Genomic DNA, 21,043 nt, shown 5'->3' with positions numbered 1-21,043 from the left:
CCCGTGCCGGTCACCATCACCGCCGTCGAGAACACCGACCTGTTCGTCGGCCCCGAGGACGCTCCGCGCCAGATCCTGCGGGTGACGACCGGGGGCCCGGCCGCCCGGATCGCCGTCAGCGGCCCCGGCGTCCACGGCGAGGCGACCGGCACGGGGCCGGTCGAGGTCCCGCTGGAGATCACCTCCGACGCCCGGCCCGGGGACCGGATCCCGGTCACCGTGGCGGCCGGGGGCGCCCGCGCCGAAGCCCTGCTGGAGGTCGCCGAACCGGGCTGGACGATGTTCCTGGTCTCGCACTTCCACTACGACCCGGTCTGGTGGAACACCCAGGCCGCCTACACCTCCCCGTGGGAACTGCTGTCCGCCGACGCCACCACCCGTCCGCTCTGGGAGCGCAACGGCTTCGCACTCGTCGACGCGCACCTGGACCTCGCCCTCCGGGACCCGGTGTACAAGTTCGTCCTCGCCGAAGTCGACTACCTGAAGCCGTACTTCGACCAGCACCCGGAACGCCGCGAGACGCTGCGACTGCTGCTGGAACGCGGACAGGTCGAACTCGTCGGCGGCACGTACAACGAGCCCAACACCAACCTGACCGGCGCCGAGACCACCATCCGCAACATCGTCCACGGCATCGGCTACCAGCGCGACATCCTCGGCGGGGACCCCCGGACCGCCTGGCAGCTCGACGTGTTCGGACACGACCCGCAGTTCCCCGGCCACCTCGCCGCGGCCGGCCTCACCGGCAGCGCCTGGGCCCGCGGCCCCTTCCACCAGTGGGGACCGATCCAGAAGAACTTCCGCGAGGCCAAGGACGACGCCCGGGTGATGCAGTTCCCCAGCGAGTTCGAGTGGATCGCCCCCGGCGGCGACGGTGTGCTCACCCACTACATGCCGCACCACTACTCGGCCGGCTGGTGGATGGACTCCTCGCCCGACCTCGCCACCGCCGAACGGGCCGTCCACGAGCTGTACCGCAAGCTCAAGCCGGTCGGCGCGACCAAGAACCTGCTGCTGCCCGTCGGGACGGACTACACGCCGCCGAACAAGTGGGTCACCGAGATCCACCGCTCCTGGGCCGCCAAGTACCTCTGGCCCCGGTTCGTCTGCGCCACCCCGCGCGACTTCCTCGACGCCGTCCGGGCCGAACTCGCCGCCACCGGACGGCGGCCCAGCCCGCAGACCCGCGACATGAACCCGGTGTACACCGGCAAGGACGTCTCGTACATCGACACCAAACAGGCCCAACGGGCCGGCGAGGTCGCCGCCGTGGACGCCGAGAAGCTCGCCACGCTCGCCGCCGTCCACGGCCTCGGCCGGTACCCGGCCGCCGCGCTGGACAAGGTCTGGCGCCACCTCGCCTACGGCGCCCACCACGACGCGATCACCGGCTCCGAATCCGACCAGGTGTACCTCGACCTGCTGGGCGGCTGGCGGGAGGCGTACGACCTGGCCACCGCCGTCCGGGACGCGGCGCTCGACGCGCTCACGGGCCGGATCGCCACGGCCGGGGACGGCCCGCCGCAGGACGGCTCGGTCCCGGACGGTTCGTCGCAGCAAAGTCCGGCGCAGGACGGTCCGGTCCCGGGCGGTTCGGCCCGGGACGGCTCAGCGGGAGACGCCCCCGCCGTGGTGGTCACCAACACGCTGTCCTTCGACCGGACCGACCTCGTCTCGGTCGAACTGCCGGACGGCACCGGCGCGGTCCGGGTGGTGGACGACCGTGGCGAGGCGGTGCCGAGCTCCGTCGACCGGGGAACACTGCGGTTCCTCGCCGCCGACGTGCCCGCGCTGGGCTGGCGCACCTGGCGGCTGGCGGAGGGCGACCCGGTCGAGCCGTGGACGCCGGCCGAGGGCTGCGCGATCGCCAACGGCCGGTACCGGGTCACGGCCGACCCGGCACGCGGCGGCGGCCTCACCTCCGTCCGGGACCTGCGGCACCGACGCGAGCTGATCCAGGACGGCCGGATCGGCAACGAACTGCGCGTGTACGAGGAGTACCCGCAGCACCCCGACTTCGGTGAGGGCCCCTGGCACCTCGTCCCCAGCGGACCGGTCGTCGGCTCCGGCGACGGCGCCGCCTCGGTCCGCCGGGAGACCGGACCGCTCGGCGAGCGACTGGTGATCGACGGCACGGTCGACTCCGTCCGGTACCGGCAGACCGTCACCCTGTGGCGCGGGCTCGACCGGGTCGACTGCCGGACCCGGGTCGTGGACCACTCCGGCGCCGACCGGCTGTGGCGGCTGCGCTTCCCCGTGGACGTCCCCGGCGGGCTGCCCGTCAGCGAAGTCGCCGGCGCGGTCATCGGACGCGGCTTCGCGATGCCGGACGTGGACGCGGCCGAAGCACCGTGGACCCTGGACAACCCGGCCAACACCTGGTTCGGGCTCGGCGCCACCGCGCGGGCCGACCTCACCGACCCCTCCGGGGCGGCCACCGGTTCCCGCGCCCTCGGTGTGGCGGAAGTCGTCGTCCCGACGCTGGACGACGCCGCCGACGCCCGGCCCCTGGTCGTCGCGCTCGCCCGGGTCGGAGTCACCGCCACCACCTCGGGCGCGGACTGGGCGCGGTACGGCTGGCTGGACGTCGACTCCAACCTGCCCGACTTCCGGATCGTCATCGGCACGCCCGACGTCAACGACGCGGCACGGGAGTTGATCGAGCGGGCCGGCGAGGAGTACGCCGCCGTCCTGAAGGCACACGGCGCCGTCTGGGTGCCCGCCCTGACCCCACTCGCCGAGGTCTGGCGGCCCGACGCCGACCTGCGCGACCTGCGGGCCCTGCCCGCGCTGATCGTCACCGACCCCGCGGCGCTGGCCGACGACCTGGCCGACGCCCGGATCACCGCCGTCTGCCCGACGGCGGTCACCGACGAACTCGCCGACCACACCGTGGCGTTGCTCAGCTTCGGCCTGCCCGGATTCGCCGTCGACACCACCGGCGCCCTGCACCTGTCCCTGATGCGCTCCTGCACCGGCTGGCCCTCCGGCGTTTGGATCGACCCGCCCCGGCGCACCCTGCCCGACGGAGCGTCCTTCCAACTCCAGCACTGGACACACGAGTTCACCTACGCCCTGGTCGCCGGGAACGGCGACTGGCGGGACCGGACGCTGCCCGCACAGGGCCAGGAGTTCAACCACCCGCTGTACGCCCGGATCGTCCCGGCCCAGGACGGCCCGCTGCCGGCCACCCTCTCCTGGCTGCGGGTCGAACCGCAGCGCGAAGTCCTGCTCGGCGCGCTCAAACCGGCCGGGAACCCCATCGCGCACGGCTCGGCACGGGATACCGGACCCGAACTCACCCTCCGGCTGGTCGAATCCACCGGGCTCGGACGGACGGCACGACTCAGCGGCGCACTCGGACTCGGCGACGCACGCCTTGCCGACCTGCTGGAACGCCCGCTCGGCCCCGCCACCGCACAACCGGACCTCCCCGGCTCCCGGATCGCCACCCTGCTGGCCACCCCCGCCGTCACCGCCCCGGCCGACGGCCCCGTCCTCGGCCCGGTCGCCGAACCCGCCCAGCCCGTCCACGCCCGCTACTGGCTGCACAACCGCGGCCCGGCACCGCTCGGCTACCTGCCGGTGTCCGTCGGCGCCTCGCCCGGGCTGCTGCGGACAGCGGGCGAAGCGGTCACGCTGTCCGTCGCCCTCTCCTCCCACCTGCGGGACACGGCGGTCGAGGGAACGGCCGTCGTGCTGCCACCCGAAGGCTGGGACACCACCCTCGGCAGCCGCCCGTACCGGCTCGAACCCGGCGGGGCCCTGCGCTTCCCGGTCACCCTCACCCCACCCGCCGACGCCGAACCCGGGCTGCACTTCGCCGCCGTCCGGATCGAGCACGACGGGCAGCAGATTGAGGACGTCGTCACCATCGCCGTCGGCGACCTCCCGTCCCTGCTGCCCGTCGCCGGCGACACCCCCGAGGACTGGACGGCCGCCCAGGGCACCAAGGCGGCCACCGGCCGGGACACCGGCCTGGACGTCGAGGTCTCCCACGAGACCGTGTGCGTGCGCCCCGGCGGCCGAGACACACTGAGTCTCACCCTCACCAACCGCACGCGCGGCGAGATCCGGGGCGAGCTGCAACTGGTCTCGCCCTGGGGCACCTGGCAGGCGCTCCCCGACCCCGTCCGGGGCTTCACCGTCCCGGCCGGGGCCGCCACGGTGGTCGACATCGCCGTCGCCGCCCCCGCATCCACCGACCCGGGCTCGTACTGGGCCCTCGCCAAAATCATGTGGTTCGGCCGCTGCCAGTACGCCCCGACCGTCGCCCTGGTGGTGGAGGCATGACCCTCGGCCTCCTCGACGGACACCCCGTCCCACGGGCGGCCCTCGACCACCGCCTCGCCGCCCTCCGCACCGGCCCACGCGCCACCGCCCTGCCGCAGGAAGGAAGTTCGGAGGACCGCCAGCTCACCCGCTGGGTCGCCCAGGTGCTCCTCACCGAAGCCCTGTGCGAAGCGGTCGCCGCCGAACGCGGTCTTGCCGTCGCCTCCTCCGGCACCGCCCACCTCGACCAGCAGGCCGCCGTCGAACTCGGCTCCATCACGGCCGCCGCCTACGAGGGCAGCCCGGCCGTCCGCGCCGTCTACGCATCCGTGACGGCCGACATCGAGCCCGCACCCGCCGAGGTCGCCCACTACCGGGCCCTGACCGCCCGAACTCCGGCCACCCGCTGGCACATCGCCGTCCCCGACGGCGGCTTCGAAGCCGACCCCGACACCCTTCCCGCCGCCCTCGCCGAAGCCCTCCGCGCGGCACCGCCGGGCGAGTGGGTCACCGTCGGCCCCTGGAAGGCGGCGATTCTCGCCACCCTCGTCATCCCCCGGGACCCCGACCCCACCCCCACCCTGCGCGAGGCCGCCCGCCGGGCCGCCTTCGTCCGCTGGCTGGACCGGGAGCGAGCCCGCCGCCTCACCCTGGTCGAGGGACTGGAACACCCCGGCGACCCCGCCCAACCCGACAACCACCACCGCCACTGAGGCCACCGGTCCGGCCATCTGGCTAGGCTGGGGCCATGATCCGTGCAGTGGTGTTCGATGTCGGCGAGTGCCTGGTGGACGAGACCCGGGAGTACGGCACCTGGGCGGACTGGCTCGGCGTCCCTCGACACACCTTTGTCGCCCAGCTCGGGGCGGTGATCGCTCAAGGCCGCGACTACCGTGACACCTTCCGGATCTTCCGGCCCGGCTTCGACCTGTACCTGGAGCGTGAGAGGAGGGCGGCGGCCGGCTGCCCCGAGGTGTACGGGGAGGAGGACCTTTACCGGGACGTCCGTCCGGCACTTGCGCGTCTCAGGGCGGACGGCCTGTGGCTGGCCATCGCCGGAAACCAGACCGTGCGGTCCGGGGCGATCCTCCGCCGACTGTTCTCCGGTGACGTCGACCTCATCGGCACCTCCGACGACTGGCAGGCGAGCAAGCCTGACCCGGCGTTCTTCGAACGGGTGGCAGAAGCAGTGCCGGCGCAGCCGGATGAGATCGTCTACGTCGGCGACCGCCTCGACAACGACGTTCTCCCCGCGGCCCACGCCGGAATGCAGACCGCGCTGATCCGCCGGGGGCCGTGGGGCTGGATCCAGCAGCACGACCCCGTAGCCGACCGCGCGACCTTTCGGATCGATTCGCTCGGCGAGTTGCCGGACCTGATCGCACGGGCTAACGCTGAAGGGAGCTGAGCGTGGCCGACCAGGAGTAGAGGCGGTCGTCGATCCTGCGGACGGCGTCCGATTCCTGCCAGGGGGCGAGTGCCCGGCGGGCCTCGCGGATGCGCTCCATGCCGGTGGCGTACCACGTCACGCTCAGCTGGTCGAGTGCCTGCTCCAGCAGGGCACACGCCGAGTCCGGTCGTCCAGCGGCGGCTTCGACGGCCGCGAGGTCGCCGAGGACGACGACTCGCTGCTTGCCGTCGGTCTCCGGGAGGTCGGTGAGCACGGCCTCAAGAGTGGTTCGCGCCTGAGGGATCAGGCCGGCTGCCAGCTCCGTGTTTCCCTTGAAAGCGGCGAGCCGGGTGGCCGAGAACCAGGTGAACCACTCCGGGCGGGGGTGCTCGGAGCCGACGGCGAGGGTGTCCTCGGCCTGACGCAGGATCGAGAGGGCTTGGCGGTGGTCGCCGCAGCGGGTCAGGCATTCCGCCTCCACGGCGTGGAGCCACGCGAGCAGCTCCGCCGGGCACGCCCCTCGCCGGGCGTACGTGCGGGCGGCTCGCATCCGCTCGGCTGCGTTCTCGCGCTGCCCTGCCCACCCCGGGACGAATGCGGAGTGCCCGAGCACGGCGGCGCCGAGGAGGGAGTCATCGGCCTCGCCGGCGGCCTGCAGAGCGCGAACGAACGTGGCGTCGGCGGCCTCCGGCCGGCGGAGGTCGAAGAACTGGATCCGGCCCGCGAGCAGCAGGCTCTCTGTAAGGGCGGATGCGATCACCCTTCTGGCGATTCCGTCTGTGTCGGCCAGCAGGGCCGAGCCCAGGTTGGCGTGCTCGGCAACCGCCTGGTGCAGGACAGCGGGCGCGACGCTCCAGTAGAGGCGTCTATGTGCCTCCGTGATCGTTGCGAAGTCCGCCCCCACGGTGGCGGGTTGCATGGTGGCTCCCGCCACTGGCTTCGGAAGCACAGGAGGAGCTGAGAAACGGCGGCCGGACACGGCCGCCCGGTCGGGGACCGGTCGGATGCCGTCGTCCCACGGTGCGCGGAATCCGAGGTCTTCGATCGGTAGCCGCAGGACGTAGGTGAGCAGTTGCTGATGGTCATCTCGCGGCCAGGGCGGGTTGGGGGACTCCCAGCGGCCGATCTGCTTGCGGCTCACGATGACTTCTCCCAAGCCGAGGTGGCGGGCCGCGTCGTGCATAGCGACTGCGAGCGCCTGTTGGCTGGAGAGGCCGCGAGCCTGTCGAGCCGCTTTGAGCGCGGTGTTGCCGATGGATCGGGACATGCTGTCCTCCGGACTTCTGATACTGCCTCAACAGTACGTCCGATAGCGACGTTTCTCTTCGGGTTGCCGGGTTCGGAGGCGTCAAGAGGCTGCGAAAAGTCCCCTGAACGTCCCATCTGAGGGGTTCATATCGCACTGCCAGGGGTCGACGATTCTTTCGTCACCGCCTGGTGGCGAATGGCTACTGACTGTGGGGCCGCATGTTCGAACTGTCGGGCTCAGGGCTTGTCGTCAGCCCGCTGAGGAACGCCCGGTTTCCGGTGCCCCTGGAATGGGACGCCCCGCCGGACGGCGAGGCGGTTCCGCCTGCGCGCAGGTTGGTGCTGGACATCGTCCGGGCCTGGGGCGTACCCCTTCCCAAAGCATCGCTACGCGAGCTGGAGTTGTGTGCGAGCGAGTTGATCGCGAACGCGATGGAGCACGCCAAGGCCCGCTGTGCGGTGACCGTCCGCCGGTCGGGCGGGCGGCTGCGGGTCGAGGTGTCGGATCCCGAACCGGCCTTCGAGCGCTGCGCCACGGGCCCCGACGCGACCAGCGGGCGGGGGCTGGTCCTCGTCGAGGCGCTGGCCCACTCGTGGGGCTGGCACCGGGCCGGGGCGGGCAAGGTCGTGTGGTTCGAATTCCTGGAACCCGGCGAGGCGCCGGGCGCCGTCACTGTCCACGCCTGGGGCGTGGCAGGGGAGTTCTGCTCGGTTCTGGCGGTGGTGTGACGCCCGCACCGCCGAACCGCGGCGGGAGTTCTCAGGGCCGGGACACGGTGGGGCCGGTCGGTGCCTGCGCTGTCACTTGAGCAGCCGGAACCCCGGCCGCTCGGCCCAGGCCCGCAGGAACTCGGCGGTGACGAGGGCGGTGTCCCAGCCGTCGTCGGTGATCCCGAGCAGTCCGGGGAGGCCGGCGATCACGGCTTCCTGGCCGTCCGCCAGTTCGGCCTTGCCGACGCCGCCGATGACGTCCAGCACGGCGGCGGTCAGCAGGGCCGTGGCGATGTGGTCGATCTGCCCGTTGCAGCCGGCGCTGACGTTGACGGCCTGGACGGGCCGGCCGCCGAGCACGGCCTCGATGGCGTCCGTGTCCTCGTCCGCGTGCTCCGCCTCGAAGATGTGGTCGTCGCCGGCGCCGGAGCCCATCAGGTAGACGCTGAACGGTCTGCGCGGGTCCTCGCGTCGGGGGTCGAATCCCACCAGTGCGGCGAGGCTCGCGTCGGTCGCCTGTCCGGCGAGCAGCGGGAGCGGGTACGGTCGCCGCGGGTCCGGGTCGCTGGTGTCCTCGATGCCCAGCCGTTCCGCGGGCACGTTGACGTCGTAGTGCCCGGGGCGCTTCTCCTCGAAGCGGCAGGAGCGGGAGAGTCCCACCATCAGCTCCCGCAGCTCCAGCACGGAGGCGGGGGAGAGGGGCTCGGCGAGATCGATGACCAAGGTCGGACCGGACATGCGGGGGAGTCTAGGGGCGGCCGTGGAACTGCTGGTCACCAGGGTCGGAACGGCGGCCTCCGGCGAGGTCGGCGATCCCCGGAGCACTCTGGTGCCACTGGGGCGACTCTGACACCATGTCGGCCGAGGTGAAGAGGCAGTGTGCCAATCGTTCACCTCGTCCGCACAACAGTGCACTCGTAGAGCGTCGAGAAGATCTGAGGCCGGCATTGAAGACCTTACGGAACCACGTCCCGAACCTGGTGACGGTCGTGCTGATGCTGCTGGGCATGATGACTGCCGCAACCGCGCAGGCGCAGGCCGCTCCGCAGCGGCTCACCGGCAGCGCGACCATATGCTCCAACTCGCCGATCCCGGCCGGGTGGGTGATCACGAGCTCGTACGGCAGCAGTGGCTGCCCCGGCACCGGTGTCGCCTACTCCATCGCCGATGTCACCAACCAGACGTCCGCGACGGTGTGTTCGATGTCGCCGATCCCGACGGGCTGGGTGATCACCAGTTCGTACAGCAGTAGCGGCTGCGCCGGTACGGGTGTGGCCTATTCGATCGGTAACACGGCCAACCACACCTCTGCGACGGTGTGTTCGATGTCGCCGATCCCGTCGGGTTGGGTGATCACGAGTTCGTACAGCAGCAGTGGTTGTGCGGGTACGGGGGTGGCGTACTCGATCGGTAACACGGCCAACCAGACGTCCGCGACGGTGTGTTCGATGTCGCCGATCCCGTCGGGTTGGGTGATCACGAGTTCGTACAGCAGCAGTGGTTGTGCGGGTACGGGGGTGGCGTACTCGATCGGTAACACGGCCAACCAGACGTCCGCGACGGTGTGTTCGATGTCGCCGATCCCGTCGGGCTGGGTCGTCACCAGCTCGTACAGCAGCAGCGGCTGCCGTGGCACCGGTGTCGCCTACGCCATCGGCAAGATCACCACGCAGACGTACGCCACCGTGTGTTCCTTCTCCCCCATTCCGGCGGGTTGGGTCGTCGCGAGCCAGTACAGCAGCAGCAGTTGCGTCGGCAGCGGCGTCGTCTACACCATCAGGAAGGCCTGACCGGCCTGACCCTCGACGAACCCGGAACGTGTCGGTTCCGGCAGGCCGCCCCACCGGGTGACCTTCCGGCCGTCCGCGCGTGAGGGCAGGGCCTCTCGGCGGCTCGGGGGTGCGCCCCTGTCCTCCCGCCGCCGGGAGGCCCCGGTGTCGTTCACGGAGGAGGGCCCGCCGGCCCGGAGCCGCCCCGCCGGCCCGGAGCAGCCCGCCGTCCGACTCCCGGTGTCCACCGTTCGATCGTCGGAGGTTCCACCGTTCGGTTGTCGGACGGTGGATCCGCGGGCTGCGGCGGGCGCCGGAGACTGGGCGGAAAGCGGAGGACGCGGGGAGGCGAGGGCCGTGCGAGCCAGGCGGACCAGGCGGACCAGATGGACCGGACGGACCGGACGGACCGGACGGACCAGGGTGACACCGAACCGGCGGGGGCCGGACACCGGGTGGAACCGGCACCGGGCGGACGCCGGGCGGAACCGGTGAGGCCGGGGGCGCCCGGTGGCGGGCCGGCGGTCGTGGTGTCGGAGCTGCGGGTGCGGTACGGCCGGAAGACCGTCGTGGACGGCATCTCCTTCGAGGTCGGGGAGGGCGAGATCTTCGGTGTCCTCGGCCCGAACGGGGCCGGGAAGACCACGACGGTGGAGTGCGTCGCCGGTCTGCGGGTGCCGGACGGCGGCAGCGTCTCGGTGCTCGGGCTGGACCCGTGGCGGGACGCGGCCGGGCTGCGCCGGGTCCTGGGCGTGCAGTTGCAGAGCAGTGAGCTGCCGGAGAAGCTGCGGGTCGCCGAGGCGATGGAGCTGTACGCCTCCTTCTACGAGGAGCCTGCCGACTGGCGTGAGCTGCTCGACCTGCTGGACCTGACGGAGGAGGCGGACAGCCCGTTCGGCCGGCTGTCCGGCGGGCAGCGGCAGCGGTTGTCGATCGGGCTGGCGCTGGTCGGCGACCCGAGGGTCGCGGTGCTGGACGAGCTGACCACCGGGCTGGACCCGTCGGCCCGGCGGGACACCTGGGAGCTGGTCGAGCGGGTCCGTGACCGGGGCATCACCGTCATTCTGGTCACGCACTTCCTGGAGGAGGCGGAGCGGCTCTGCGACCGGCTCGCCGTCGTCGACCGCGGCCGGATCGTGGCGCTGGACACCCCGGCCGGCCTGGTCGCCGCCGTGAACGCCGAGCAGCGGGTGCGCTTCCGGCCCACCAGCACGCTCGACGACGGACTCCTCGCCGCACTGCCGGAGGTGACCTCGGTGCAGCGGCACGGCGCGCAAGTGGTGGTCACCGGCACCGGCAACCTGGTGTACGCGGTGGCCTCGGCCCTGGCGCGGCGCGGGATCGTGGCGGCGGACCTGCGGGCCGAACCGGCCGGGCTGGAGGACGCCTTCCTCGCCCTGACCGGATGCCGCTCCGGCCGGACGCCGCTCCGCCCCCCGGCCCGGTAGCCGGGTGACTCCATGAGCACCTCGAAACGACCGAAGGAGGCCCGGTGCGGGCGATGAAGCGGCTCACCCTCGTGGAGTTCAAGCTCTTCCTGCGCGATCCGGCCGCGTACTTCTGGACGCTGCTCTTCCCGGTCGCCCTGGTGGTGATCATCGGCAGCGTCCCGTCCTCCCGCGAGGTCGGTGCGGAACTAGGGCGGCGCGGCATCGACTACTTCACGCCCGTCCTGGTGGTGCTGTCCTTCGCGCTGACCGGACTGTTCATCACCCCGACGTACCTGGTGGGCTACCGGGAGAAGGGCGTGCTGCGGCGGCTGTCGACCACGCCGGTGGGCCCGGCGCGCGTCCTGGTCGCCCAACTCGTGGTCCAGACGACGGTCGTGGCCACCGCCACCGCCGCGGTGCTCGGCACCGCGGCGCTGCTCTGGGACGTCCGACTGCCCGCCAATCCGGGTGGGTTCCTGCTGGCCTTCGTGTTCTCCGGGCCGGCGGTCCTCGCCATCGGGCTGTTCCTGGCCGCGGTGATCCGCACGGGGAGGGCCGCCACCGGCGCGGGCAGCATGCTCTTCTTCCCGCTGATGTTCTTCGCCGGGCTCTACGTGCCGCGCGAGCAGATGCCGGAGGCGGTCAACCGGATCGGGGACTACACGCCGCTGGGCGCCTCGGTGGTGGCGTTCGGCGATGCGGCGAGGGGCGACTGGCCGGCCCCGGCGGCCCTGCTGGTCCTGGCCGCGTACGCGGTGGTGCTCGGGGTCGCGGCGGCCCGGCTCTTCCGCTGGGAGTAGGTGAGGGCCGGTCAGCCGGTGGGGCCGGTGGGCCGGCGGGGTCACGTAGGGTCGCAGGGCACGAGGGGCTGGGGGAGGATCATGACGACCGCGACGACCGCGACGACCGCGACGAGCGCGACGAGCGCGACGAGCGACGAACCGATCGACCTGGCCGGGGTCCGCCGCTACCTCGCCCCGCTGCCCCTGGTACTGCTGGCCGTGGCCACCGTGCTGAGCTTCCTGCAGCCCGAGGAGGGCGCGGCGAACGCGCGGCTGACGGTCGTCCCCCTGGTGGCGGTGACCACGGTGTGGACGCTGGCCATGTACACCCTGCGCCCGCGGGAGTGGAGCGCCCGCACCGGGCCGATGCTGACGTACGTGGCGGTCCAGCAGGTCCTGGCCGCGGTGCTGATGACGCAGCACCCGATCTTCTTCGTGTTCGCCGTGATCGGCTTCGTCCAGGCGTACGACCTGCTGCCGCCGCAGTGGGCCTTCGTCAGCGTCGGTGCCACCTCGTTGATGGTCAACCTGATTCCCGGCGGGATCCCCGACACCTCGAAGCGGATCGCGGTCGCCGCCGCCTCGGTGTGCCTGCAGACGCTGCTGATCGGCGTGTTCGGCAACCTCTCGTACCGTTTCAACGAGCGCAGCGAGGAGCGTCGTCGGCTGGTCGCCCGGCTGAAGAGCGTCATCGCGGAGAACAACGGCCTGCACGCCCAACTGCTCACCCAGGCCCGGGAGGCCGGTGTCCAGGACGAGCGGCAGCGGATGGCCCGGGAGATCCACGACACCATCGCCCAGGGTCTGGCGGGCATCGTCACCCAGCTCCAGGCCGCCGACCGGGCCCGGGAGCGGCCCGACCGGCGGGACTGGCACCTGGAGCAGGCCCGGACACTGGCCCGGGAAGGCCTCGCTGCGGCCCGCCGGTCGGTGGCGGCGCTGCGGCCGGTGGAACTGGACGAGGCCCATCTGCCCGGCGCCGTCCACGACCTCGCCCGGCGCTGGTCGGCCCTGCACGGCGTCCCCGCGTCGGTCGAGGCCACCGGGGACCCGGTGCCCTTGCTGACCGAGATCGAGGTGGCGCTCTTCCGGGTGGCCCAGGAGGCGCTCACCAACGTCGCCAAGCACGCCGCGGCCAGTAGGGTCGGGCTGACCATTTCCTACCTGGAGGACACCGTCATGCTGGACGTCCGCGACGACGGGGTCGGCTTCGACGCGCTCGCCCTGACCGGCCAGGCGGACCCGCCACCCGGCGGCTCCGACTCCGACTCCGGCTCCGGCTCCGGCCATGGCTACGGCCTCCCCGGCCTGCGGCAGCGGCTGGAGCGGGTGCTGGGGACGCTGACCGTGGAGAGCGCACCGGGCGCGGGCACCGCCGTCAACGCGAGCGTGCCCGCGATCCGGCGCGGAGCGGGCGAATGAACGAACAGCCCCCACCGATAAGGCTGTTGATCGTCGACGACCATCCGATCGTGCGGGACGGCCTGCGCGGCGCGTTCACCGGGAGCCCCGAGTTCGAGGTGGTCGGCGAGGCCGGCAACGGCGCGGAAGCCCTCGACCTCGTCCCGGAGCTGAGGCCCGACCTGGTCCTGATGGACCTGCGGATGCCCGTGATGGACGGCGTCACCGCCATCCGGCGGCTCGGCCGGACGGCACCGGACGTCCGCGTCCTGGTGCTCACCACCTTCGACACCGACAACGACGTGCTGCCCGCCATCGAGGCCGGCGCCACCAGCTACCTGCTCAAGGACGCGCCCACCGAGGAACTCCTGCGCGCCGCCCGGGTGGCCGCGCGCGGCGAGGCGGTGCTGTCCCCGGCCATCACCAAGCGCCTGATGGACCGGGTGCGGCGACCGGGCAGCGGCGTGCTCAGCGCGCGCGAGCTCGACGTGCTGCGCCTGGTCGCGCACGGGGCCTCCAACAAGGAGGTGGCGAACGACCTGTTCGTCAGCGAGGCCAGCGTCAAGACGCACCTGCTGCGCATCTACGACAAGCTCGGCGTGCGCGACCGGGCGGGCGCCGTCGGCGAGGCGTTCCGGCGCGGGCTGGTGACCTGACGCCGGGCCGGCCCGGACGCCGGGCCGCCCCGGCGTCCGGGCCCGGTCTCACGAGTGGCCTTCCCCCGCGGACAGGATTCCTCGCAGGACGGTGAGCAGGAGCGCGTCGTCGGCGGGCGGGTGCGGGGCCCGCCAGGCGATGTGGCCGTCGGGGCGGACGAGGAGCGCTGCGCACCGCGAGACGAACGCCGTCGGCAGTGGACGGACCGCGACGGGCAGACCGGCCGCGGCGGCGGCGTCCGCCTGCCGCTGCCAGGCGGCCTCCCCGGCGGGTGCCAGCAGGGTGAACCCGGGCCCGAGCGGGTCCAGGGTGAACCCGGGCCCGACCAGGTCCAGGGTGGACGCGGGCCCGGGCGGGTCGGTCAGCCGCAGGTGGGGGAGCCGGGTGCCGGGCACGCCGTCGAGGTGCGTGCCGTTGGGGTCTTCGCCGTCGGGCCGTGCGCGGTCCGGGTCCAGTGGCGGCAGGGCGGGGTCCTGTGGGTCGGACAGGACCGCGGTGGAGCGGTAGGCGGCCGTCAGCAGCAGCTCGTCGTCGATCCGGTAGCTCGTCCGTGCACGGGAGTTGGCGAGCGAGATGTCGATGACCTGCCGGGCCACCGGGCGGCGCTCGGCCTCGTACGTGTCCAGCAGCGCCTCGCCCGCCGTTCCGGCGACGACCGCCGCGAGCTTCCAGGCCAGGTTGTCCGCGTCGCCGAGGCCGGTGTTCATGCCGTGCCCACCGGTCGGGGGCACCACGTGGGCGGCGTCGCCCGCGAGCAGGACCCGGGAGCGGCGGTAGGCCGCGGCGAGCCGGGCGTCCATGCGCCAGGTCATGGTGTCGCGGACGGCGACCGGCAGGTCCGGCAGTCCGGCGGCGTCCCGGACGAGTGCGGCCAGGCGGCGGTGGTCGGTCGGGAGCGCCGTGGCGTCCTCGTCCTCGGGGTCGTAGGGGTGTTGGTAGATCCAGTGCCGGTCGTTGTCGACGGCGAGGAAGCCGCCGCGGCCCGGCGCGGTGAGGAAGTACGAGGCGCTGGCGCGGTCCGCGACGACCTCGCCGAGCGGGGCTTCGAAGCGGACGCTGAGGTAGTGGCCGAGGCCGGTCGGCCCCTCCATCGGGATCCCGGCTGTCTCACGGACGGTGCTCGCCGCACCGTCGCAGCCGACCAGCCAGTCCGCGCGCACGGTGTGCCGGTCGCCGGTGGCGCGGTCCTCCAGGATCGCGTGCACGCCGTCGTCCTGCTCGGTGAAGGACACCAGCCGGGTGTCGAACCGTACGGCGTCCGGGGAGAGTTCGCGGGCGCGTCGGAGCAGGACGGGCTCCAGCACGTCCTGGGAGCAGATCAGCCCGGGGGAGGGGGTGCGTGCGGGGCTCCCGTCCGCCGCCGTGACGCCGGTGCGGACGAAGTCCGGGTCGACCAGGTCGCGGCCGCGGTAGAAGGACACCTGCTCCGCCGGGAGCCCGGCCCGCCGGACCTCCTCCTCCAGGCCGCACCGCCGGAACAGCTCCATCGAACGCGCCGACACCCCACGGGCCTTGGGGTGGCGCGAGGTGCCCGGGTGGGCCTCGGCCAGCAGGTGTGGCACGCCGTACCCGGACAGCAGGACCGACAGGGTCAGCCCGACCGGGCCCCCGCCGACGACGAGGACGGACGTTTTCTCCGGGAACACCGCCGGGTTTCGCATGCCACCCCTCCGTAACGCTCATTGATTCAATTTGACGTTACCATGGTGGAGAGGCGACCACCCGAGACGAAGGCGACCCCATGGCGCAGACCCGGCCCGAGCCCCAGGACCCCGAGGACGGCAACCCCCGCGGCCTCCACTTCCTCACCGACCTCGCCAACACCGTCCGCGAGGACCCCGACACGAGCGCCGCCGACCTCCGGGCACTCCTGGAACGCCACGGCGGCCCGCCCTTCCGGCTCACCGACGCCGACGCCCGCGAACTGCGCGAGGCCACCGCCGAGGTGATCGCCGTCCTCGACACCGACGACCCCGACCGGGCCGCCGAGGCGATCAACGACCTGCTCGACCGCCACCCGGCCCGCCCCCGCCTCGTCCGCCTGCCCGGCCGCCCCTGGTCGATGCACACCCGGGCCCCCGCCGACGCCGGCCTCACCCACTGGCTGCTCTCCACCGCCGCCCTCGCCCTCGGCCTCTGGCTCAGCGAGCGCGGCACCTGCGCCTGGGGACGGTGCGCCGCCCCCGGCTGCGGGCGTCACTTCATCGACACCGGTCGCCGCACCCCGCAGCGCTACTGCAGCCCCCGCTGCGCCACCCGCGTCCGCGTCGCCGCCCACCGGGCCCAGCGGGCGGCGGACTCGACGCCGGGGCCCGGCGGCGCATGAACCGGCCCCGGCCGCCCTGCGGGGGTGCGGGCGTCCGGGGCCGGGAGTCAGGGACCGTCGGTGCGTCAGTGCTGCAGGATCTCGCGCTGGACCGGCACCGAACCCACCGCCGACAGTCCGGACGACCCGTCGGCCCCCGCCGGCTGAGCCCTGTCCGGGGCGGGGGTGTCGAACTCACGGCCCGTGGTCGCACAACAGGCCGACCGCCGGGTGCGGTTGCGTCGGTGCGGGGCGGGCCGGTGGGGTGTGAGGGGCGTTCCGGGGCGGTCGGGGCGGGGTGCGCGGCCCGTGCGCCGGGCGGCGCCGTTGACGGTGGTCGTTCGGGTACGTCAGGCTCGGTGGACCGTCGGGGGGGCGGCGCGTCGGTCGTACCGCGTGTCCGGATGTCGCTCCCGGCCGGGTCGTCCACCGCACTCCCTGCCTGGAGGTACCGCCATGTCCATGCGCCGCCTCGTCGCGCCCGGAACCGCCGTCGCCGCCCTGACCCTCGCCTCCCTGCTGTTCCCGGTCGCGGGCGCCCACGCCGCCCCGGCCGCCGACTCCTGCACCCAGAACTGGAGCATCGGCTCCGCCGAGGGCTACGCGAACGGGAAGTGGTGCAACGACAACACCAAGGTCGTCGGGACGGTGCACGACACCAAGGCGGACGGCCGCTGTCCGTTCGTGCGCGGCAACCTCTCCAACGGGGGCTACGTGGACAGCGATTGGGCGGGCGGCAAGGGGAAGTCCCGCGCCATCACGCTCTACGCCCCGTCGGGGACGCACTTCACCGGCGTCACCATGCGCTACATCGGCTGTTGACGGAGGTACGGGGCGGGCCTCTTCGGGGGGCGGCCCGCCCCGGACCCTCTCCGGCCAGGGCCACCGCTACCGGCCGGCGGGCCGGGCGGGCCGGGCGAGTTGCGGGAGGTAGTGCGCCAGGTACGCCGGGGTCCGCAGCCCGCGCAGCTCGTCGAGGGGGACCGGGCGGACGGCCCGGCCCCCGCCGAGGACCAGGCCGGACTCCGGCCCGGCGTACGTCCCGTGGAGCACGACGGTGGACTCGTGGAGGTCGGGGTGCCGGGGGCCGGGGAGGGCACGCAGCCCGTCGGCCCGGACGCCGGCCTGCTCCAGCACCTCCCGCGCGCCGGTCTCGTACGCGGTCTCCCGGCCTTCGCGCCGACCGCCGATCGGGGTCCACAGGCCGGGGTGGGCGGTGCCCGGCCCGTCGTCGCGCAGGTTCAGCAGGAGGCGTCCGCCGTCCGGGCCGGTCACGAACACGACGACGCCCTCGAAGTCCCGTGCGACGCCGTGCCGGTCGACGGCGCCGGTCGCCGGGCGCTCGCCGTAGAGGGTGAGGTCGGAGCGGCGGGCGCGGTCGACCAGCAGCAGCCGGCGGTAGTCGGCCGGCCGCATGACGGAGTGCCAGTCGTGCAGGCTCCGGGTGGCCCATTCGGTGTGCTCGTGGGAGAGCCGGATCCGGCGCAGCTGCTCGTCGTCGAGCCGTCCGCCCCAGAAGACGTGGCCGGTCTGGTGCAGCGGCCAGTAGGCGCCGGGGGAGAAGTGCACCACGGCGAGCAGCTGTTGGCGGGCGACGACCTCGGGGTTCTCGGCCGCGAGGTCGAGGCCGAGTTCTTCCCGGGCCTCGCGCAGCGCGGTGTCCCACGGGGATTCGCCGGGGTCGGTGTCGCCGCCGGGGAACTGCCAGCGGTCCGGGTCGAGGGCGTTGCGCAGGCACAGTGCCCGCCCGGCGGAGTCGGTGACGTAGAACGACCCGTACAGGTTGGACAGGGCGATGTCGCGCACGTACCGGCTGATCGGCCGCCAGCCGGGCTGTGCCCGGTGCCGGTGCACGAAGGCGAGGACGTCGCGGTAGCCGTCGCTGGTCGGCGGCGGGTCGGCGAGGTCGGCCCAGGCGAAGCGGTCGTGCTCGGTGAGGGTCACCGGGGTGCCGTCGGGCACGGTGGTGGTGAAGACGAACTGGCGGAACCTGCGGCCCCCGGCGTCGGTGAAGTCCAGCGTCCGCAGGTACTCCAGGTCCTCGGGGCCGGCCGTGATGCCGGTCTCCTCGACCAGCTCGCGCAGCGCGCCGGCCCGTACGGCCTCGCCGGGTTCCAGGCCGCCGGCCGGGTAGTCCCAGAACCCGGGGAGCGCGTCGTCGGCGCGGCGGCGCAGCACCAGCACCCGTCCGGAGGCGTCGAGGACGACCACGCCGACGGCCAGCCGATCGAATCCCAGGGCGAGCGCCCGTCGGGCCAGGAGGTCGTAGTCGATCACGGTGTGCCGCCTTCCGTAGGGTCGTTTCCAGCCGGTGCCCTACCCACCCCGCCGGCGGCCGCAACGGGTGCCGCGCCCGGCCTGCCGGTCGTCGGCAGGGGCGGCGGCCGCGACGACCCCGGTGCCGCCCGGGTGGAACCGGGCCCGGCCGCGCTCCTGACCGGGAAAAGGAAATCCGGCCCTCCGGATGGCCGAAGGACCGGATGACCGGAGAACCGGATGGCCGGGGAATCCCGGCGACCGCCCGTCAGAGCCGTTCGGGCACCGGGTTGCCGACCGCCTCGATGGCGCGGCGGAGCGGGACCTTCACGAGCACCGCGAAGCCGATCACGAAGAACACCAGCAGCGAGATGATCGCCGAGCGGTAGCTGCCGGTGATCTGGTACGCGAGGCCGAACACCAGCGGGCCCATCCAGCTGGTGCCGCGGTCGCTGACCTTGTAGAGGCTGAAGTACTCGGCCTCCCGGCCGGCCGGGATGAGGTGGGAGAACAGCGAGCGCGAGAGCGCCTGGCTGCCGCCGAGGACCAGGCCGATCATGCAGGCCAGCGCGTAGAACCAGGCGGGCTGGTGGGCGGGCATGAAGTAGCCGAGGGCGAGGGTGATCACCCAGCCGACCAGCGAGCCCAGGATGGTCCGCTTGGCGCCGTGCCGCTGGGCGATCCGGCCGAGCAGCAGGGCGCCGCCGATCGCCACCACCTGGACCAGGAGGACGGCGGTCACCAGGGAGGTCTGCTCCATGCCGAGTTCCTCGCTGCCGTAGAGCGAGGCCTGGGAGACGACGGTCTGGATGCCGTCGTTGTAGCAGAGGAAGGCGGCGAGGTAGAGCAGCGTGAGCGGGTGCTTGCGCATGCCCTTCAGGGTGCGGCCGAGTTCGCGCAGGCTCCCGGCGGCGGGCTGGTCGGCCTTGGCCGCGGCCCGCTCGGGCGTGAGGCCGGCCCGGGAGGGCAGCCGCAGCATGGGGACGATCGTGAACAGGGCCCACCACAGCCCGGCCGAGGCCAGGCAGATCCGCACGGCGGTGCCGGAGGAGACGCCGAGCGCGTCGTGGCCCTCGAACAGCGCCAGGTTGGCGATCAGCAGCAGTCCGCCGCCCGCGTAGCCGTAGGCCCAGCCCTTGGAGGAGACGGCGTCCCGCTCGTCGGGCGCGGCCAGGCCGGGGAGGTAGGCGTAGGACAGCGCGACCGACACCGCGTACGCGATGTTGGCGACCACCAGCAGTGCGCCGCCGAGGAGGTAGCGGTCGCCGTCGAGGAAGAACATCCCCACCGTGGCGAGCGCCCCGACGTACGCGAAACCGCACATCAGTTCCTTGTGCCGCCCGGTGCGGTCGGCGACGGTGCCGGTCAGCAGCATCACCGCGACCGAGACCAGCACGGAGAAGGAGACCGTGTACGGGAAGAACGATCCTGCGCGGATCGACAGCCCGAGCGGGTGCACGTCCCCGGAGGCGTCGGCGGCGTTCTTGGCCACCGAGGTCAGGTACGGCCCGAGGAACACCGTCAGGACGGTGGCGGAGAAGGCGGCGTTCGCCCAGTCGTTGATGTACCAACCGAACTGCATCCGGCGCAGGGCCCGGCCGTCGGCGTCGTCCGCCGGGGTGGTCGCCGGGTCGGCTGCCGGGCCGGCCGGTGGATCGTCCGGCAGGTGCGTCGCCGAATTCGTGGTGCTCATGGGTTCCCCATCACCGTGCTGGAGCCGGTACTGCCGTCCGTCCAGCAGCCGCGCTCGCCGAGGACGTCCCGGAGGACGTCGATGCGATCGGCCATGATGCCATCCACACCGAGGTCGAGGAGAGCCCTGATCCGTGTGGGATCGTCCACAGTCCAGACGTGGACCTGCAGGCCGAGGCGGTGGGCGGCCCGGACGAAGGCCCGGTCGACGACCCGTACGCCCCGGTGCCGCTCCGGCACCTGCGCGCAGATCCCGGCGTACGGCGCCCCGCGCCCGGGCAGCAGCGGCCCGGCCAGCGAGCGCAGCCGCAGCCGGGCCACCTCGCGCGGGCCGAGCGAGGTGGCGAGCCGGGGGCCGGCGGCGGCGCGGACGGCGGCCAGCCGGCTGTCGGAGAAGCCGCCGACGCAGACCCGGTCCCAGGCGCCGGTCCGGCGGACCGCCTCGACCAGCGGGGCGACGGCCGGTGCCGCCTTGACGTCGATGTTGAAGCGGGTCCCGGGGAACGCGTCGAGCAGGTCCTCCAGCAGCGGCACCGGTTCGGTGCCGCCGATCCGGGCCTGCCTGACGGTCTCCCAGGGCAGCTCCGCCACCGTTCCGGCGCGGTCGGTGACCCGGTCGAGACGGGAGTCGTGGAACGCCACCAGCACGCCGTCGCGGGTGGCGTGCACGTCCGTCTCCAGGTAGCGGTACCCGAGCGCGACGGCGGCCTCGAACGCCGCCAGCGAGTTCTCGGGATGCCCGAGGTCGCCGCCCCGGTGGGCGAAGGCCAGCGGCCCCGGATGGTCGAGGAAGGCGTGCATGTGGTGCTCCGAGCTGCAGGAAAGGGGAGGCCGCGTCGTCCGCTCCGCCGCCGTCCCGGAGCGCGCGCGTTACAGTATTACGCACTCTGTCAAGCGGTAATGCGTGTCCTCGCCGCCCCTGCCGCGACGGTGCCCCTGCGTGCGCGCCCGCGCCCCTGCGCGCGCGTCCCGTGAGTCCGGGTCCGCGTCCGTGCGTCTGCGTGCGTTCGCGTCGACGACGGTCCGCTCCGACCGTGGACGCCTCCGCTCCGGCCCCGGGCCGCCGGTCGGGGTGTTGCCGCGCCCCCTTGAGGCGTGAAGGCCCTCCTTGCGCGTCCTTGCGTGGCGTC

At 73.3% G+C, this 21,043-nt stretch carries 17 protein-coding genes; 11 read left to right on the top strand and 6 right to left on the bottom strand.

Annotation, left to right across the window (positions count from 1 at the left end; translation table 11 throughout):
* Window positions 1-3: 3 nt before the first annotated feature.
* Genes ACFV04_RS00410 through ACFV04_RS00400 form a run of 3 tightly spaced genes read left to right on the top strand, consistent with a single transcriptional unit; the run spans window position 4 to window position 5,680 of the window.
* Window positions 4-4,293, top strand: a complete 4,290-nt coding sequence (locus tag ACFV04_RS00410) for an NEW3 domain-containing protein (protein ID WP_380337510.1) — start codon at window positions 4-6, stop codon at window positions 4,291-4,293.
* The gene (locus ACFV04_RS00405) at window positions 4,290-4,985 is read left to right on the top strand and encodes a hypothetical protein (protein WP_380337507.1); all 696 of its coding nucleotides are present in this window, start codon (window positions 4,290-4,292) and stop codon (window positions 4,983-4,985) included. Before ACFV04_RS00410 ends, ACFV04_RS00405 begins: the two co-directional genes overlap by 4 nt.
* A 35-nt stretch (window positions 4,986-5,020) precedes the next feature.
* Entirely contained in the window at window positions 5,021-5,680 is a 660-nt protein-coding gene (locus tag ACFV04_RS00400; protein ID WP_380525795.1) for an HAD family hydrolase, read from the top strand.
* Here ACFV04_RS00400 and ACFV04_RS00395 read toward each other — a convergent pair.
* Window positions 5,661-6,581 carry a transcriptional regulator gene (locus ACFV04_RS00395; protein WP_380525793.1) on the bottom strand — a complete coding sequence of 307 codons (921 nt, stop codon included), beginning with the start codon at window positions 6,579-6,581 and terminating at the stop codon, window positions 5,661-5,663. The genes ACFV04_RS00400 and ACFV04_RS00395 overlap by 20 nt on opposite strands.
* A 548-nt stretch (window positions 6,582-7,129) precedes the next feature.
* Between ACFV04_RS00395 and ACFV04_RS00390 the strand changes: the two genes are divergently transcribed.
* Window positions 7,130-7,639, top strand: a complete 510-nt coding sequence (locus ACFV04_RS00390) for an ATP-binding protein (RefSeq protein WP_380525791.1) — start codon at window positions 7,130-7,132, stop codon at window positions 7,637-7,639.
* Between the two features lie 72 nt (window positions 7,640-7,711).
* Here ACFV04_RS00390 and ACFV04_RS00385 read toward each other — a convergent pair whose 3' ends face one another.
* On the bottom strand, window positions 7,712-8,359 hold the full coding sequence (locus ACFV04_RS00385; RefSeq protein WP_380337496.1) for a DUF6368 family protein: 648 nt from the start codon (window positions 8,357-8,359) through the stop codon (window positions 7,712-7,714).
* Window positions 8,360-8,610: 251 nt separating this feature from the next.
* On the opposite strand from ACFV04_RS00385, the gene ACFV04_RS00380 reads away from it, so the two are divergent.
* The 5 genes from ACFV04_RS00380 (at window position 8,611) to ACFV04_RS00360 (ending at window position 13,659) form a co-directional block, all read left to right on the top strand.
* Window positions 8,611-9,411, top strand: coding sequence for a hypothetical protein (locus ACFV04_RS00380; RefSeq protein WP_380525788.1), 801 nt, complete (start codon window positions 8,611-8,613; stop codon window positions 9,409-9,411).
* Window positions 9,412-9,935: 524 nt separating this feature from the next.
* Window positions 9,936-10,838, top strand: coding sequence for an ABC transporter ATP-binding protein (locus ACFV04_RS00375; RefSeq protein WP_380525786.1), 903 nt, complete (start codon window positions 9,936-9,938; stop codon window positions 10,836-10,838).
* 53 nt (window positions 10,839-10,891) lie between these two features.
* Window positions 10,892-11,620: an ABC transporter permease gene (locus ACFV04_RS00370; RefSeq protein WP_360252435.1), complete on the top strand. Its 729-nt coding sequence runs from the start codon at window positions 10,892-10,894 to the stop codon at window positions 11,618-11,620.
* An 81-nt stretch (window positions 11,621-11,701) separates the two neighbouring features.
* The gene (locus tag ACFV04_RS00365) at window positions 11,702-13,024 is read left to right on the top strand and encodes a sensor histidine kinase (protein ID WP_380525784.1); all 1,323 of its coding nucleotides are present in this window, start codon (window positions 11,702-11,704) and stop codon (window positions 13,022-13,024) included.
* A complete protein-coding gene (locus ACFV04_RS00360) occupies window positions 13,021-13,659 on the top strand; it encodes a response regulator (RefSeq protein ID WP_380337484.1) in 639 nt (212 codons plus the stop codon). The genes ACFV04_RS00365 and ACFV04_RS00360 overlap by 4 nt, the downstream gene beginning before the upstream one ends.
* Before the next feature lie 48 nt (window positions 13,660-13,707).
* Here ACFV04_RS00360 and ACFV04_RS00355 read toward each other — a convergent pair whose 3' ends face one another.
* A complete protein-coding gene (locus ACFV04_RS00355) occupies window positions 13,708-15,321 on the bottom strand; it encodes an FAD-dependent monooxygenase (protein ID WP_380525781.1) in 1,614 nt (537 codons plus the stop codon).
* 80 nt (window positions 15,322-15,401) lie between these two features.
* Here ACFV04_RS00355 and ACFV04_RS00350 point away from each other — a divergent pair, with 80 nt between their 5' ends.
* Window positions 15,402-15,986: a CGNR zinc finger domain-containing protein gene (locus ACFV04_RS00350; protein WP_380337479.1), complete on the top strand. Its 585-nt coding sequence runs from the start codon at window positions 15,402-15,404 to the stop codon at window positions 15,984-15,986.
* A 435-nt stretch (window positions 15,987-16,421) separates the two neighbouring features.
* Window positions 16,422-16,787 carry a hypothetical protein gene (locus tag ACFV04_RS00345; protein WP_380337477.1) on the top strand — a complete coding sequence of 122 codons (366 nt, stop codon included), beginning with the start codon at window positions 16,422-16,424 and terminating at the stop codon, window positions 16,785-16,787.
* Window positions 16,788-16,853: 66 nt separating this feature from the next.
* On the opposite strand, the gene ACFV04_RS00340 is transcribed toward ACFV04_RS00345, so the two are convergent.
* From ACFV04_RS00340 to ACFV04_RS00330, 3 genes are all read right to left on the bottom strand, one after another.
* Window positions 16,854-18,242 (bottom strand): NUDIX domain-containing protein, encoded by a 1,389-nt coding sequence (locus tag ACFV04_RS00340; protein ID WP_380525779.1) that lies wholly within the window; start codon window positions 18,240-18,242, stop codon window positions 16,854-16,856.
* Between the two features lie 247 nt (window positions 18,243-18,489).
* Window positions 18,490-19,803 (bottom strand): MFS transporter, encoded by a 1,314-nt coding sequence (locus ACFV04_RS00335; RefSeq protein WP_360252432.1) that lies wholly within the window; start codon window positions 19,801-19,803, stop codon window positions 18,490-18,492.
* Window positions 19,804-19,910: 107 nt separating this feature from the next.
* Entirely contained in the window at window positions 19,911-20,714 is an 804-nt protein-coding gene (locus ACFV04_RS00330; RefSeq protein WP_380337472.1) for a glycerophosphodiester phosphodiesterase, read from the bottom strand.
* Between the last annotated feature and the right edge of the window lie 329 nt (window positions 20,715-21,043).

The organism is Kitasatospora sp. NPDC059599 (assembly GCF_042735125.1).
Classification (GTDB): domain Bacteria; phylum Actinomycetota; class Actinomycetes; order Streptomycetales; family Streptomycetaceae; genus Kitasatospora.
The sequence above is the reverse complement of the archived record's forward strand: the minus strand, read 5'-3'. Positions and strand labels throughout refer to the sequence as shown.